The sequence below is a fragment of the Tamlana carrageenivorans genome (genome assembly GCF_002893765.1).
GTDB classification, from domain to species: Bacteria; Bacteroidota; Bacteroidia; order Flavobacteriales; family Flavobacteriaceae; genus Pseudotamlana; species Pseudotamlana carrageenivorans.
This window is the reverse complement of sequence record NZ_CP025938.1, coordinates 2721462-2739051: the sequence shown is the minus strand read 5'-3', so window position 1 is coordinate 2739051 and position 17590 is coordinate 2721462. Positions and strand designations below refer to the sequence as shown.

The following is a 17590-nucleotide window of genomic DNA, read 5'->3' as shown; positions in this document are numbered from 1 at the left end:
ATTATTCTTTAATCTGCTCTTGCATCCACTCAGGAATAACAAGTTCGTCCTCGCGATCTGTAGGTATCGGTGCTATATTAAATTTTATGGTTGATAATCCGTGTACTTTTCCATGAGGCACTTGTTTGTGACAACTCCAACATTGGCGTCCTAACCTATTTTCTTGATGCCCTTCAATCCATCCATCATATTTCACTTGAGTGACCTGTTGCACATGGCAACGAATACAATTGCTTTGAACCACTTCTTGTGAGGCTTCCTTCATTTCGATAACATCTGGCTCGGCCCGCATCGTAAAAACAGAAGCGTGATAAAGTCCGTCTTTAGCTTTAAAATAATATTTATTGAAAACGTTATCATGAGGTACATGACAGTCATTACATTTCGCCCATTCGCGATGAGAACTGTGCATCCAACTGTTGTAAACAGGAGTCATTACATGGCAATTCACGCAAGCTTGGGGATCATCAGACATATAAGAAACGATTTTAGATTCTCTAGCCATAAAAAGGCCTAAACCAATAATAACAGCAATAAAAAACACTGCTGTAGTTCGCCACTTAGATTCTTTTGGTGGTAATATTTTCTTGTTTCGCATCAAATTGATTTGATCTTAGAAATAATTAAAAAACACAATGCACTGCTTTTTTCTACCAAGATTCTTTCAATGAATGAATATCTTGAAAAACCAGACCATTTTGAAATGTTAAATTTAGTTAATTTCTAATTCCACTCAAACAATTTTCAGCTAAAATTTACACATTTATCTGTTATCAAGAATGAATATAAATAACAACAACAATTCAATCCGAATTTAAATGAAATTCAATTGCCTATTTTAATGTACAACCTATTATATAATTTCAATTTTTCCACTAGCACCTTCTAAGGCTGTAATTTGACCTTGAATTTTAGTTTGCTGCCCCTTTATTTCTGTAGAAACCTGCCCTTCAGCACGAATACTTTGTGCCTGAACTTCTATGCTAGCCTCAGATTTAACCTTAATATTGGCAGCACTGTTTAAAGTTAAATCATTTTCAGATTGCAAATTTAATAGACCCTGACTAGCGATTTGGGTATCGCCTTCAGCAGCCAGTGACAAATTATTTTTAGCTTCACATTGTATATTTTCTTCGGCGGTCATTTTAATATTTTTCGCCTGAAATTCTAAATTTTCCACTGTAGTGATGTATAAGGATTTTGCCTGGGTATCGAAGGTGATGATACTCCCAGCGTTATCATAAATATTTATTTTTTCTTCGCCATCTTCATCGTTGAGCTCTATGGTATGTCCGCTACGGGTTCGTATGGCTTTAATCGCATTCGAATCCGATTGCCAGGCTTCAACTTTCTGTTTGCCATTATACAAGTTTCCCAATACATAAGGATGTTCTGCATTCGAATTTTCAAAACCACCCAAAACTTCTTCATCAATTTCTGGAATAAAATGAAATCCTTTTTCGTTCCCAGCATGCGGCGTTAACACGCGTATCCATGGTGTACTTTCATTATTCCTAATTTGCCATGAAAATTGCACTTTTACTCGTGACAAACCTTCTGGATCGGCATTTTCGATGACTACAGCGCTTTGCGAATGACTTTTAGCCGAGGCTTCTGGGTTATTAAATGGACACTTATCGATATCAGCACTTATGCCTTCAAAAATATTGTTGTATTGTCCATTTTCATAATTACTATGCGTTACTTTAATGATGCGGTAACGTCCTCGACTTCCTGCATCATCGGTAATTTCAATAATTTTCCCAAGGGACACTCCGGGATTATCGCTGTTTCCCTTCAAAAAAACTTGACTAGCTTCAACAACTTTTTTTTGCTGTTCCTCTTGGTCATTTAATCGCTGTTGGTGGGCGTCTCCAGAAAAACCATTTACCCAAACCTCAGCTTCTTCAGTATATAAATTTCGACTACAATCATTTACAAAACCATGATAGCCGGAAGCTTCTGTAGTATTTTCAGAACTTTGTGAAGCATAAACTTCATTATTTATATAGTCTTTACTTGCATAATGAAAACTATTAGGTAATGGCCTTAAATCAATAGAATACCCCTGTAAATCAAATCCATATTTTAAGACCACGTCGTCCCCGGCTTCTGGGGTTCCGAAAATTAATTTTTTACCATCATAAAACAGCCATTCACCATATTGCATAGCCAAGCGTTTCACGTAGTGCCAAGAACTTTCTTTTTGCTGAACGGAATACGTTATTGCATCGGTAAAATCCGGATTAAAACTTGTGCTTAATTTAGATGTATCAACATTTTGAAACACGTCCGATAAAATAGCATTCAAACTTTTATCTTGAAAAGAATTAAAATGCAATCCAGCATCACAAATCACTGTTGGGCTCTCTGCCTTTATAAACATGATATGCTCGCCATTTTTCCCTCTTTTATTCGAAACCGCCGTTACCACACCCTTAAAATCAAGACTTTTATAATTTTCGAATTGAGCTAGCGAAGTCACTTGAAGCGTTAAAATCTCGCCCAAATACTTTTTTGCGGTGTTTAAGAAGTCTTCATTTTGATGTTCTAAAACATCAATTCGGCATTCCAAATTTAAAACATGGTGTGCGCTAATATTTTGATTTAAAGTAAACGTTTTAAAAGCGTTTATTGGGTTGCTACCAATATAAATTGTTGTTACAGACTGTAATGCCATATCATTTTATAATCATTTAATTGAACTGAACCTCAATTAGTTTCTAGAAATTCTTAAAATATCAAGGTCTCTTTTTGTTTGCTCTAATTCAGTTCTAGTCTCATCTAAAACCTCTTTATACTCATCAATACGTTTTCTGGCATTTTCTAAACTAAGGAGATCATTTTTAGTACTTTGTAAGCCTACAAGCGCTTCAACAATATCAGTATACATATTATAAAGATAGGTTGAGTCTTTTTGCGGAATGGAACTTTGTAAATCGGCTAGCTTACCATGAATTAAAGTATTTGTAAACGCTATATTTTGTCCGGGAGCACCTAACGAATCAATCATGGCCTGTACATGATGCACTCTTAAAGCAAAACTTTTTTGAAAATCGATTTCTTGCTGTATATTTCTTGTGCGTTCCTTTAGTAGCGTATTTTCCTTTAAGGGCACACTATAATTAAAAAACACAGCCCCTACAATGGTAGTTACGGTTAGCATAAACAGTAATAAAAATTTAATAAAACTGGACCTTCGTGCTTTAATATTCTTTGGTTTCATATCTCTTTTGATTTTGATTATTGAATGACGTCACTAATTACTCCATAAAAAAACGACGTCGTTTTTTCTCTGGTTCTTTTATTATTACATCTTCTTTTACGAAAATGCTGGAGTCTGATTTCTTTCCGATATATTCTAATTCATTTAATTTTTTAAATAAACTATGCGTAAGTAAAGTGAATTCAGATACCTTTTCGATAGCCTGAGCACTATCGTAATGACAATACTCCAAATTCACCATATTATCAATCACATTTTCAAAAGTCACCTGGCTCACATCACACCAATCTGAAATATAATTTAATAAGTTTTCCTTTCCAGACCCAATACTCAAATCTATGCCACCTTTAATGATTCTTGCCAAACTCATCACCTTAGTAATCATGTCGATCGGGGGAGCGTATTTATCCATATTTCTAAAACTAGACATCGTGCTTCTTAAATAATATAGTACCTCCTTGGCTATACTGAGGACGATTTGGGATAACTCGTTAGTTTGATTTTTTTGCTGAATTTTCAAAATGATTTGAAGACCATACCATTCCATTTTATTCAGATACACATCAACATCTATGTACGTTTGTTTTAACTCGGAATGACCTTGTATGGAAGTACATGGCGGGATATAATCATCGACCAAGTTTACGGAATCGCCGTCTTGTAAAACTTTAGCTACTACGATATTATTTAGTCCGGTGTCGTTAGTATTCAAATCCTTTTCTGAAACCAATGTCATCTCATATCCTTGTAATACATATGGTCTTCGATAAGGCTCTTCGCCTGAATTAACCTCCCCAATAGCTACTCTTTGAAAAGGATTAGCCGCTAATAGGACATATCCTATTTGGCTTGTGTCATTCTTAATAAATTCACGTATGTTGATACGTTCTGAAATTTCCTGAGCATCTTGGATCCTATCATCTATTTCAATGTGAAGACCACCTAAAGTCACTGCAAAGCACTTATGGATAACAACACTTAAAGTATCCATACCGTCAATAGATATAGACAGTTTTACAGCATCTTCGTTAGATTTTGTATGCGGTAGCAATCCATAATTATTTTGATTCACAAACCGGCGGTTCATTTGCATCATTTGCTGCATCATAGCATCTTCAAAACCAATAAAATGATCTTTATTAATTTTCATGCCATCCACCCAATTAATTCTATGTTTATAGGCCATCTAAAGGATTTTTCTATTGTATTCTAGGTTAATATTTTCAATACAGTTGGTTGATTCATTTCTAAAAAGCGTTAACCTCTTAATTTTTATCTTCTTACCTCTTATCTTTTTGCAGAAGACTAAAAAAGTCATGTTTTTACCATCTACCACAATGTTTTTATTAATATTTCCGCAGAAATACGGTTCAAATGCTTTCTCTGTAATCTCTTCTTGAGACACTTTAATCAACGCTTTAGCAAAATCTTCTTCACTTATAAAAGGCACTTTTTCATCCTTTTTTTCAACCTCTTTAACCACAGGTTCATAAGGTATGTCCCAACCAATTTCTCGTTTCTTAGGTTTAATTGCTTTTATTGGAGCTTCGTCAAGCACCGTGTTTTCATACACTCGAATACGCTTTTTAGCCATATGCTTAATGTCCCCATTAACAATAAGGGTAATGGTTTTTAAACCAAAACTTTCGTAGCTATAGGATGCTGTTTGTGTCGTGGCATTGGCATGAGCCGTTTCTCCAAAACGCCATTCCCAGCTATGGGCTTCTGGGGTGCTATCGGTTAAAACTAGCGTTTGACCAACCGTGATACTGTCTGGAACCTTCAGATTGGGTATTTTATTCGGATCAATCAATACTTTTTTATCTTTAATAACAAGGGTAGTTTCCTTTATGCAACTGCCATTAACTCGCAATCGCACGAGGTATTTACCAGGCTTGGTATACACATGCAGCACTTCTCTTTTATCGCTAACCGCAGTGCTATCTCCAAAATACCATTGCCTATTTTTACTATGTTCTGTGAGGTCTGTAAACTTGATTAGCTCGCTAATACGATAGCTTCTAGCATTGATATCCATGACCAACTGCTCACATGGAAAACTGTTATAAAACCGGTAACCCAAAGCTGATCCTGATATCAGGAAAACACATATAAAAAAATAAATAACAGACTTATCTAGGTACTTTGCTGCCGTTTCATGACCATTTGTACGCATCAATACTTTTATTTAGGATTTATTAATTATTTGAAAGGGAAAAACATTAGTCGACTGTTTTTCTAAAATGGTTTTTAAACAATGATTTAGGTAATCCCATTCGTGGGGTTTCAGATTCGAATTTTCACTTGCTGATAAAGTAATTTCAATACACGGCGACATACCTTTGTTTACTAACAAATCGGTGGTCATTCCTTTTTTTATTTCAACCGATGCCATATGATTTGTATATAATTCATAGCAAACCGCCTTGATGTCCTCTTCGGTAACAATTTTATTTTGAGTTAAAACACCCCGTCTGTAGGCTTGCAAGCGTTGTTCTGAATTCAATTGGTGTCGACCACCAAAAACAGGAGTTACCAAATAACTGCTTTTCGTATTTAAATGTTTGCCTTTATAAACCTCTAAGGCCTTTCTAGCTTTGATATGATTCGCTTCTGCCCCATTTGTAGTCCAGTAAGTAACCTGAATCGTTTCATTGCTTTCATACGGATTTAAATAAATATAATGGGCATGAGCACCTTCTTTAATAACCTCATCTAACTTTTTTTCGATGACAGCAACCGTTTGGTTTAAAACATTTAAATCGTTCTGTAAAAACTCATGATTATAAAACTGAAAAGCAGCACTTTCATCTTTAATCAGCCCAATTAAATGACTTAGATATTCCTTAGCATTTCGGGAATCGAGTTTACCAACATGAGCATTTTTTAAAATATAACCTCCTTTATCGGCTTCGGAAACCTGAGTGCCTTGGTTTTTATATGTTTGACCAGAAGTATTTTCAATGGATTTAATATCAAAAAAAGGCGATTCAGAAATAACAGGTATGATATCAATGATGTTTTTCATTTGATAACTAAACTGATGCATTTTTCTATTCACTACAGGAAATGCATTTATGCCACAAAACAATTGCTCTAATGTTTTTGAATTCACAATGCTTGAAAATTCAACCTCAATCCACAAAGTATTAGGGAAATCAAAGTATTCAGCATCATGGCTGTTTAAACTTTTAAACGCTTCATAACTTGGGAATTCTTCTATACTATTTGCTCCTTTTAGGGTGACAAAGTGCTTTTTATAATACTGATTAATCTCTTCACAAACTGCAGTTGCTCTATTGGCTTGTCCGTTAATAATAGCGTCCAAATCCATAGCATCTAAACCCTCAGAGTTAGCATAACCTGATACGGTAACGATTTTTTGTTGTCCTAATCGCCAGGTGGCATGTTTTAAATGATGATAAAACTGATCGGAATCGTTGACCCCTAAATATTCAAAATAAAAAGACACATTTTCCAAATCCAACGCAGCATTACTACTTTCTATACCCAAATACAGTGTTGTTCGGTCTGTATCACTTCGGTGGTCTATGATGTGCGTGAGTTCTTTTGATTTACGTCCTGAAAACGTAAACAATTTATTGCCCGTAAACATATATTTTATGCGAGCATCCAATAACGTGGTCTCTTGTGTTGGCGTAAAAAACACATCATTTTGATGATGATTAGAATTAGAATCTGCCTGCTTATCCTTATAAAAAAACTGATCGTTTGGCGTTATAATGGTCTTTGGAACCGTCGATTCGCAATAAGCAACCGCATGTGCTGGCCTTATCTCACAAGCAGATAAAGGAGCCATAAGCTGAACAAGTCGTTCTGTGGTGTTTATTTGTGTGTCATTAATAGCTACAGAAATCTTTTCCAATTCGGATGCACACGCCGAAAACAATAAAGAGACCAAAGGATCTATGGTTTCATTGATTTCGTTTACAGGAATATTCCATAAACGGGCTGCTTTTTTCATCATGCGATTTGTAATCGCTTCTTTAGCATTCATTCTCATAACTTAATACGATAAGGGCGCGATATAAAAATGAGCCTTGTAAGTAAAATTTTCATTGGTTTTATTGATTACGCCTATCACATGCACTAGCACCATTTTTTTCACGCGGCTCACTGTAGCTCTGCCATCCATTTCATCTTGTTCGATATTGACATTTATTTCGATTTGGGACAGCCTTTTTTCGTAGCGTTTTAATGATTTGGTTAAAGAATCTGCGATCACAGCACGGAGTTTATGATTAGACCCCATGTTGTTAAAATCAACGTCCCATAAGGCACATCCAAAAGATGCATCTGACTGACATTCGCCAAAACGGGTTGTCATAATCAAATGCAAATAGTTTATAATAGATTCTTCTAAACTCACCATTTTGGAGCTCGCATTGGTCATTAAATCCCTTGCCTGTATAGGAAGTTTATAATAATTAACAGCCATTAAAAAAAGGACGTAGGTTAAGCATCATTTAAAAGATATGAGGTCGTAGTTTATTGCTCGGAGTAATCGGTGTCCCATTCTGTGCCTTCATCACCTTTTTGTCCGTCCATAGAAATCAAGAAGTTCTTGGCTGGGAAATAAGGTTTTAAACGAATATCAACATGAATTTTATCCTTCTGATTTTGATCTTGCTCGAAACGTTTGATATCAAAATTCTCTATCAGTTTATCCGGTCCCGTCACGCTATCTAAAAACTTAACGATTTGTTTTAAAATCTCGTTTCTCGTTTTGGTATTGAAATTTTCAAATGCCCGACGGTTTAAAAAATCCATTAAAACTTTCGAGATATAATCAAAAACACGCACCACGGAGTAGGTTTGCAATCCAATATTATCACCGTTAAATAAGGTTTTGGCTGAAAAAGCCATGACTTTACCGTATTCGTTCACCATAGGAACTAAGCCTAGGTTTTCTAAAACAGCGATTTCACTCTTTTTTAAATCGAAACTAACTGCCTCAACTTCACTTAAACCACCGTGTTTTTTACCAGCTGTAACTTGAGACATTAAGGTTTTGTAAATCGTGCCTGCCAATGCCGTAGACGGCGGAATGAACAGATGGTCTTCCTCACCCAGTTCAGCTACTTTGTCACGTCCTACGAGCCAGTTGCAAGTCATAATCACATTGGACAAATACGCATCGCCACTAGCTAAATTAGCACTTTCAAAAAGCTCAATAACATCATCAGGCTCATCCAGATGCACAAAATCGGTTATTAAAGTGACTTTATTTTCATGAGCCATTTTAGCCCATTTATCTACAACAGACTTACTTCCCAAATACCCTGGAAGCACCAGTAAAGCATAATTATCCCTCAAGTCTAAACGGTCGTAGTTAGACACGATTTCCTCTCGGATATAATCAAAAAATCTTGGGTTATCAAGATCCGCCAATTGCTCTAATTCGGCGTTTACAATACTTAAGTTTTTTATAGCCGCTTCATCGGTGTTTTTATAGAACAATGCCACCGAACGGTATGACGACTCCAATACTCGGGTTTCATCAAGAGCCAACTTTAAATTTCTTTGCAACACATTTTTGGTACGTGCTGCATTTTCGGTAGTTTTTTCAATGATATCAATAATATCACCTTCAGAATTTAAAGTTTCCACCCAGATATTCAACACTTTAAGCAGATCCTCTCGCTCTTGTTTTTTACTGTTCTCAGATAGAAAAATTTTCTTTCTAGCCTTACGTTCTGGATTCAGGTTTTGAACATTATCGATAGCCGACTCAATTAAATCAAATCCGCCAAACTGTGCCAAGGCATTCGAATTTTCTAATACTTGTTCTGCATAAGATTTTTCTAATACCTGATCTGCACTATTTTCTATTTGCGCCATAATTATCTATTTATTTAGCAGCATTTAACTCTTCAATAAGCAGTTCTAAAGTCGCAATCAGTCCTTTTTTAGAGGATTCATTTTGCAAAGCCTGTTTCAGAACTTTATTGGTTTTTAGCTGTTTTATTATTTTATTGTATTGCTCACTTTCAACCTCCAAACCTTTCAAAAACCTGCTGTTTTTCGTTAATCCTTGAGCTCCAAAGTCCCCCAAATTATTGAACTGGATGGTTTCATTTACAGTACCACCTTCTTTATCTTCGTAAGCCAAATTTAACTCTGGAGAAAAATGTTGGAAGACAGCCTCTACAGTTTTTAGCCCTTCAACGGCTTCTGGTTTTATGGGTGTATTCGGACTCAATTTCCCTGCGATAAGGGTTCGATTTTGAGGAATTTCATTTAATGCTTCTCCTGCATCGGTTTGGACCACCTGCCCTCCTAATCCTACGCTATTTGATGCCATAACTTATATATTTAAAAATTTGATTTTCAACTTGATTACATGCTTGTTTTTAATTAAAAGAACAAAAAGAGCATGCTTAAAAATGATAAGCACCCCTTTTTGTTTTGTCCTTCATCAGAATGTTTAAAACATCTATTTAGAACAATTACACGGGCCATTCATTTTCATGAATACCACCTCCGCTAGAAAGTACTTTGGCAGAAATTGTAAAGGTTTGAGTTAACGGGTTTGTTCCCGTAGCATCGAAATCTTCTCGGTAATAGGTTAAGTAACCCTCTTCGAATTTAATTTCTTTAAGTTTCGCATCCGTGTCTCTTTTGGTAAATTCAATAGAGCCGTCTTTGCGTTCAAAACTGCTACATTGCCATTCGAATAACTCGGTTCCTCCAGTAGATTCGATAACAACTTTTACTTCACCTCCTCTGGTTACAGAAGAAGGTCTTCCAGTTGCATCTGTTTCTTGCTTAAGAGCGTAGCTACAACTTAATACGTTGTACTCGTTTCCGCCTACTTTCAACTTTGTTTTAAAAGCCATAATAACTTGTTTTTTTGGTAAATACTACCTGATTAAATATATGTAACGGCATAAAAGCCAACGACAAAGCTATAAAATCACATTACATTTGCAAGAATTTTATTTCAAAATTTGTAAATATTTTCTTAACTATCACGTTTTCAGAATGAAAGAAAAAATCTACAAATTTACAGATGGAATTATGATAATTCCTACAAATTTATATTACATTTGGCGCATTTTAGGCTTAGATTTTACTATCAAATCGGCTTATTTCAATTTGTAATCACAACATTCTATATGTCAGATGTAAATAAAATAACCCATATCGCCATACAAATTGCGAAAGACCATCAGCATGAAAGCTATGGTCCAGCACATCTTATCAAAGCTGTTTTAACTAAAGAATTTGGTCTGCTTAGAACCCTTTTTAATAAGGATGTTGATGTCTATTTTATAGATGAATGGGCTACGGTGCATTTAGAAAATTTTCCAAAAAGAAATCGAAGCAATTGGCTTCCTTCTGGAAATGAACAGGTTTCAAAAGTTTTAGAAGAAGCCGAACGATTAAAGTCTATTGACGATAACAAGATTTCGGACTTACTTTCCATCTTTATCGCCTGTCTTACACCAGATATCGGATTTAGCTACGACCAACTTAAAGCCTTACCAGTTACACATTTACAACTTATAAGTTTATTCGAGCAGACCTCTTCTCTACCTCATCAAAAACATGCCAAACTAGAAACGGTACTTTCGGATCCCACTATTAAAAAGTATACCACCGACCTAGTTTTAGAAGCTTCCAAAGGAACCTTTGATGATTTTACTGGTCGTGACCGCGAAATAAAACAGATTGCTGAAATTTTAAACAGAAAATCAAAGCCACACGTCACCATTATAGGGGAATCTGGTGTTGGTAAAACCACCTTAATACAAGGTTTTGCGGCTTCCATAAGTGATAAATCTACAATAACTAGCCTACAAAACGCTACCGTTTTAGAAATTAACACTGCTAAATTATTAACCACGTCCTCATACAAGGGAGAAGTTGAAGATCGTTTATTCGATATATTTAAGGCCGCAAAAAGTTATGAGAAGCCTATCATTTTTATCGATGATTTTCATATGCTTTTGGAAGATAAAACCACGGGGAAAAGTCTTGGACATGTTATTAAATCGGAATTAAATTCTGGAGTAATGACACTGATCACTTCCACAACTCCAGAAAACTATCGAAAATTAATTGCCACTGATGAAGCTCTAGAACGTCGAATGGTCACGCTTAATATTGAAGCCCCAGACGATGCTTCAGCATTTGATATGCTAAAAAACCATGCTGAAACTTATGGTAAGCATCATGAACTCACTATTTCTGAGAATGGTATAAAGACAGTCATTCAGTTAGCAAAACGGTATTTAAAAGAAAAAAGTCTTCCGGATACGGCCATCGATTTAATCGACCGCACCATGTCGGCCGTAAAAGTGAGCAACCAGTCGCTTGGTATAGATATCGAAGCGTTACAATCAGATTTCATCAGCTTACAAAAGAACACTATAAACCAATCTAATCGAGAAGTTTTAGAAGCACTCGATGCGTTTTATCATACCATTTGCTATAAAGTTCATGACATGGTATTGAACCCATATCTCGATCAGAATTATAATAAAACTAAAACTGGCGCAAACAAGCAAACGTATATCAAGGCTTTACTAGAAAAACTAGAGCAACATACTCAAAAGGATGTAAATAGTATTTCCGAAAAGGACATAGCCACGATGACTTCCATACTTACAGGGATTCCCATAGGTAAAGTGCAAACGCAAGAAAAAGCACGACTTATGAATATGGAAGCTATTTTAAAGCAACGGGTTATTGGTCAAGATCACGCTATAAAAACCATATCGGATGCTATTATAGAATCACGGTCTGGCTTATCGAAGGCTGGGCAACCTATAGGGTCCTTTTTCTTTTCAGGTCCTACAGGTACCGGAAAAACCGAGCTCGCTAAAACATTAGCTGAGTTTTTGTTTCAAGATGAAAACGCCATCATTCGTTTTGATATGTCGGAATTTAAAGAAGAACACGCGGCAGCTTTACTCTACGGGGCGCCACCAGGCTACGTTGGTTATGAAGAAGGCGGCGTGTTAGTCAATAAAATTAGAGAAAAGCCCTATGCTATTGTATTGTTTGATGAAATTGAAAAAGCACACCCATCGGTATTTGATGTTTTTTTACAGATTTTAGACGAAGGCAAACTTCATGACCGCTTGGGTAAAACTGGAGATTTTTCAAATGCCGTGATTTTATTCACCTCGAACATTGGATCAGATTATATTGTTAAATCCATGGAAAAAGGACAATTACCAAACCCTACGCAACTCACAGAAATCATGAGTCCATATTTCCGACCTGAATTTTTAGGGCGCATTACCGAAATAGTTCCCTTTGCTCCCATTTCTGAGAAAATTGCTGTTTCCATATTCAAATTACACTTAAAAAAGGAATTGCTCAATTTGGCTGAAGACCAAGGTTTTTCATTACATGTTTCCGATGACACCTGCAAATACTTAGCCCTAAATGGCTTTTCTTCTGTTTATGGCGTGCGACAATTAAAAGCGGTGATAAGAAATCGATTAAAACGCCCATTATCTAGGCTCATTATTTCGGAAACTTTTAAAGCCCCACAAGAAATTGAAGTCGTTTTAAACCAAGGCAATATTGAATTCAACCCTAAAGTGCCTAGCGAAATGTTAACTGAATCAACACTTTAATACAACCCTTTAATTAATAAAAAAACTGACGTTGCTTACACAAAGTCCCGTGACAAACCTATTTATGAGAAGAATTAATATGGTCCTTTTATCCCTGTTATTAAGCTATTTTGGCTGGTCTCAGGAAGCATCAATAAAAGGTAACATTATAGATTACAACACCAAAAAACCTATCAGCGAAGCCTTAGTCACCATAGTAAACACCAAGGTGAATCTAGAAACCAATGCTCTCGGTGAATTTGAATTTACAAGTGATATACCACAGGAAACCATCACACTATCTATCGAAAAGCCAGGCTATCGCTCCAGAAAATTCGATATAGAAATTAAAGAAGGCCAGCATGCCCATATTGAAAATATCAATTTATATACGAAACAAAAAGCTGATAAATTAAAGCCTGTTACTGGCACTGCCATTACAGGTATAGTCACCCACAAAGAAACCCAACGCCCTATTCCAGGAGTCAGAGTCAGTATTGTTGATTCTTATGTAACCACCACAACCGATGATGAAGGCCGATTTATTTTAAGCCACCATGTACCAGAGGGTCCCGTAATGCTCAAAATATCCAAAGCTGATTTTACTACTAAAACCTATCCTTTATTTGTCAGTCTTGGAAAAATAGCCCATGTTGACGGCATCACTTTAGGCGGTGAGCTTTTCCAGCTTCAAAATCAAATTATAAACACCTTTGCAGAAGATCAACTTCACACGGACTATAATACCTTAACCAATAATTCAAGCTTCTATCAAGCCTCAAACGCAACATTTTTAAGAACAGCAGCTTACCAGTTTGGATCCGCGTTCTTTAAAGCACGTGCTCAAGACTACTCAGAAAGTAACGTCATGATAAACGGGGTGCCCTACAATTCACCGTTGAGCGGTGCAGCCGATTGGAATGGCTTTGGAGGAATTAGCCAAACCCTTGAAAACAACAAACTAGACTACGGTTTATCATTTTCAAAATACCAGGTAAACGGTAACTTAGGAACCTTAAATACCAATACTAGGGCCTCAGCTCAGCACGAGGGCGGACAAATAGCTTACCTATCTTCAAATCAGCGTTATCGTCATGGCATCCTGGCTTCTTATGCGACAGGAATATCACCAAGAGGGTTTTCTTTAGCCATATCTGCAAGCAAACGAACGGCCTTTAACTCCGGATATTTCGATGGTACAGATTATGACTCCAACGCCTTTCTAATAAGTGCTGAAACGCGTTTAAACAGTAACAACATTATCAATTTTAGCGGTTTTTTCAACAGTACGAATCGCGGTGGTAGGTCGGCGAATACTAATGAAGTCTTTGATCTTAAAAACTATAAATACAATAGTTATTGGGGAACGCTAAATGGAGACGATGTCAATGCCAGAACGCAAACGGTTTCAAATCCCTTTTTAATGTTGAACTATTATTTGAATTGGGGGGCTTATGTTAAAATTCAGACCAATATCGCTTACAATTTTGGTTCTAGCACCCGAAGTATGATAGATTTTCAAGGGGTGGAATTAGATAATTCTGGACAGATGACTAATTCTATTGGTGAGAATCCAGACCCCAGTCATTACACCAAACTGCCGAGTTATTTCCTGGCAGACGCCCAAAATCCAGATTATGAACATGCCTATCTGGCACAAGAAGCTTTTAAAAACAACGGACAAATTGATTGGACGAATTTGTTTAACACCAATATAAACAGTGGTTTAACCAGTGCCGCGTATGCGCTTTACAACCATGTTGTCAATCATGCTAAATTCGACATCAACAACATCGCCGAAATAAAATTAAATAGCAAGTTCGATTTAAATACAGCTATTGGTTATTCACATTTTGAGTCGAGTCATTATGCTCAAATGGATGATTTGCTAGGTGCCCAAAATTACCTCGATGTGAATTTTTTGGATGGTGACGGCGATAGCGCGCAGTCAAACTTACTAACACCAAACAGATTGGTTTCTAATGATGATATTTTCAGATATCAATATGACCTAAACCGTAGTGCCATAAACGGATCTGTTCAATTGCGTTATACCAACGAAGGGCTGCAAATGTTTTTAGGCATACAACTGAATCATTCCAACCAATTCAGAGTTGGAAAATACCAAAATGGACGCTCACCAAAGCTATCCTACGGAGCTGGGCGACATTATAGCTTTTTAGATTATAGTTTTAAAGGCGGATTTGATTATCAAATACATCCGAAGCACCAATTAGGAATACGCGCTTTGTTTGGCAGGCAGGCACCTACCCTTAATAACATCTTTTTAAATCCGTTTGAAAGCGATAACCCAAGTGATTTTCAAAACGTAACTACGGTATTCGAATTAGATCAGGCGCCAGAAATAATCCCTATTGAAGCCGCCCATAATTTTTCAACAGAATTAAATTACAGCTATCAATCTTCTGCTTTTGAAGCAACCATCACGGGATTCTTCACCTCACAAACAAAAGGTATTTCTAATAAACGATTTGTTGGAGACAGCGTCAACGGTCAAGCTTCCTCAACCATACAGGAAGTCATGAGTGACATTGATAAAAGATACATGGGACTCGAAATAGGGGCTTCTTATGAATTTTTTGATGGCTTAAAGCTTAAAACGGCAGTAGCCTTAGGTGATTTTATATACACCAACAACCCAGAATTACATTATGTCATTTCAGAAAGCGAGGTCATAAATCTGGGTGAGGTAGCGCTTCAAAACTACCACCTTTCCAACACGCCTTCACAAGTGTATGCCATCGGATTTGAATATCGAGATAAACACCAGTATTGGTTTGAGGTCACTGGAAATTACTTTGCTAATCACTACATCGATATCAATCCGTATTACAGAACTGCGGATTTTTTCCTAGACACTAGTGGTAGCGTTTTCCCAGATTACAAACCAGAATATGCCAGTTACCTATTGCAGCAAGACCGTTTAAACAACTACCTCAACATCAATCTGTTTGGCGGTAAATACTGGAAGTTAAAAGCTGACATTATAGGTTTTAAAGCAGGTGTTAATAATGTTTTAGGACAAAACTATGATCTAGCTGGATTTGAAACACCCGGACCATTAAAATACGATGCGCTTCTCGAAGATGCTACGCGCGAAAAACCTTTATATGGCAACCGTTTCTGGAAAGGCTACGGTGCCACTTACTTTCTAAACCTTTACTATAGATTTTAAATACATATAAACATGAAAAACAACCTATTAAAACCACTTGTTGTACTAAGTTTTTTAATCGCTCTGCTGTCTTGCGGCGATGACGACCTTATGGTTCCCGAATTAAACCTTGATGATCAAGAAAATGAAGAGATTACCGAAAACACGGTAGATGAAGATATAGACATCAGACATTTTACTACAACCTCTCTTTCCGACATTGAAAAACTGTATAACGGCGAGATTCTAGAATTTGCCACGTCATCTTTAGAAGCTCATGAACTTCTTACTAGTGGATACGTGATTTCCAGCGATGCAAGTCAAAACATCACACAACAAATTTTTATTCAAGATCAGGCCGAAAACCCTACCATGGGTGTTGTAATCCATGTGGCTTCCGAGCATATTTACAGGCAACACCAAATAGGCGTTGGTCATGAAATTCAACTCAAACTTCATGGTTTAGGACTTCAAAAAATTAACAATATTTATCACATAGGAAAATATACCAACGGTGCCCTTTCGGCCATTCCAGATGAAGAATTTGAAAATTACATTTTAAAAACCATCCAATCCCAAACCATCATTCCTAAACTGGTAACCATAGCCGAAATTTTACAAAGTTTAGATCCTGAAAGCACTAACAAACCGTTCCCCGCCATATTGGTAAGCCTAGATAATATTCAATTAGTGGAGGACGATTTAGGAAGTTTTTACGGTCAAAACGCCCAAAACAGTACAAACTTTAATCAAGTTATAAAAACTTTAACAGACTGTACCGACAATCTCAAACTAAGTCTACAAACCAATAGCAATTCAAGCTTTAGTGAGCACATCTTTCCTGAACTTAACGGTAGCATTACTGGTATTCTCTACGGAAATAGATTAATTATAAGAGATACCAATGATATCGATTTTACCCAAGAACGCTGCCAAACAGCATCTCAAAGTACAGAAGAAGGCATTGTATTCTCAGAAAATTTCGAATCGATTAGCACCCAAGAGGAACTCATCGCTTTAGAAGGCTGGAAAAACATTAATACCGCTCAGGACATTCCAGTTTATTGGTTAGCAAATGCTTATAACGATAACGTATATGCTGAAATTAGAAAAGGTGGCGAAAACGAAGCCTATGAATCATGGTTAATTACAAAACCCATAGAAATTGGAAGCAACAGACAATTAAAGCTATCTTTAGATATCAATATTAGGAACAGAAATAGTGATAATTTGGATATTTTTATTGTTGATGACGTCACTGACACTGAAATTCTATACAGTCTTGAAAACAACATCAATATGGTACCGCAAACGGAAAACGCAGCGTATGAATTCAGTACCATTGCATCTGTAATCAACATCCCAGAGAATCTAACGACTTTTAGAATAGGCTTTCGCTATAAAAAAATACTCTATCCAACATTAACCGCAACTACAGCATACAAAATCGATAATATTTTAATCACGGAAGAATAGAATAACGAAAACGAAAACAAGATGATTTAAAACCTTTTATAGATTACCAATAGCGTCCAAAACGCTTAAAAAGAGAAAGGGATTTTGTATCTCAAAATATTATTTTTGAGTTGCACAACA

General features: G+C 36.4%; 13 protein-coding genes. 3 read left to right on the top strand and 10 right to left on the bottom strand.

Features of this window, described 5'->3' with window-relative positions; translation table 11 throughout:
* Window position 1 precedes the first annotated feature (1 nt).
* The 10 genes from nrfH to tssD all read right to left on the bottom strand — a co-directional run bounded on the left by nrfH (window position 2) and on the right by tssD (window position 10086).
* On the bottom strand, window positions 2–598 hold the full coding sequence (gene nrfH, locus C1A40_RS12200; RefSeq protein WP_241910404.1) for a cytochrome c nitrite reductase small subunit: 597 nt from the start codon (window positions 596–598) through the stop codon (window positions 2–4).
* A 255-nt stretch (window positions 599–853) separates the two neighbouring features.
* Window positions 854–2680 carry a type VI secretion system Vgr family protein gene (locus tag C1A40_RS12195; RefSeq protein WP_102996128.1) on the bottom strand — a complete coding sequence of 609 codons (1827 nt, stop codon included), beginning with the start codon at window positions 2678–2680 and terminating at the stop codon, window positions 854–856.
* Between the two features lie 36 nt (window positions 2681–2716).
* On the bottom strand, window positions 2717–3226 hold the full coding sequence (gene tssO / locus C1A40_RS12190; protein ID WP_158651353.1) for a type VI secretion system TssO: 510 nt from the start codon (window positions 3224–3226) through the stop codon (window positions 2717–2719).
* 37 nt (window positions 3227–3263) lie between these two features.
* The gene (locus C1A40_RS12185) at window positions 3264–4412 is read right to left on the bottom strand and encodes a hypothetical protein (RefSeq protein ID WP_102996126.1); all 1149 of its coding nucleotides are present in this window, start codon (window positions 4410–4412) and stop codon (window positions 3264–3266) included.
* A complete protein-coding gene (locus C1A40_RS12180) occupies window positions 4413–5402 on the bottom strand; it encodes a PKD domain-containing protein (RefSeq protein ID WP_102996125.1) in 990 nt (329 codons plus the stop codon).
* Between the two features lie 12 nt (window positions 5403–5414).
* Complete coding sequence (locus C1A40_RS12175; RefSeq protein ID WP_102996124.1) at window positions 5415–7244, bottom strand: type VI secretion system baseplate subunit TssF; 1830 nt, start codon at window positions 7242–7244, stop codon at window positions 5415–5417.
* Window positions 7245–7253: 9 nt separating this feature from the next.
* A complete protein-coding gene (locus C1A40_RS12170) occupies window positions 7254–7685 on the bottom strand; it encodes a GPW/gp25 family protein (protein WP_102996123.1) in 432 nt (143 codons plus the stop codon).
* 50 nt (window positions 7686–7735) lie between these two features.
* Window positions 7736–9088 (bottom strand): DUF5458 family protein, encoded by a 1353-nt coding sequence (locus C1A40_RS12165; RefSeq protein WP_102996122.1) that lies wholly within the window; start codon window positions 9086–9088, stop codon window positions 7736–7738.
* Between the two features lie 10 nt (window positions 9089–9098).
* On the bottom strand, window positions 9099–9551 hold the full coding sequence (locus tag C1A40_RS12160; protein WP_102996121.1) for a hypothetical protein: 453 nt from the start codon (window positions 9549–9551) through the stop codon (window positions 9099–9101).
* Window positions 9552–9696: 145 nt separating this feature from the next.
* Complete coding sequence (gene tssD / locus C1A40_RS12155; protein WP_067146305.1) at window positions 9697–10086, bottom strand: type VI secretion system tube protein TssD; 390 nt, start codon at window positions 10084–10086, stop codon at window positions 9697–9699.
* Between the two features lie 279 nt (window positions 10087–10365).
* Between tssD and C1A40_RS12150 the strand changes: the two genes are divergently transcribed.
* The 3 genes from C1A40_RS12150 (at window position 10366) to C1A40_RS12140 (ending at window position 17470) form a co-directional block, all read left to right on the top strand.
* A complete protein-coding gene (locus tag C1A40_RS12150) occupies window positions 10366–12840 on the top strand; it encodes an AAA family ATPase (RefSeq protein ID WP_102996120.1) in 2475 nt (824 codons plus the stop codon).
* 64 nt (window positions 12841–12904) lie between these two features.
* Entirely contained in the window at window positions 12905–16015 is a 3111-nt protein-coding gene (locus C1A40_RS12145; RefSeq protein WP_102996119.1) for a carboxypeptidase regulatory-like domain-containing protein, read from the top strand.
* 12 nt (window positions 16016–16027) lie between these two features.
* A complete protein-coding gene (locus C1A40_RS12140; protein WP_102996118.1) occupies window positions 16028–17470 on the top strand; it encodes a DUF5689 domain-containing protein in 1443 nt (480 codons plus the stop codon).
* Window positions 17471–17590 lie beyond the last annotated feature (120 nt).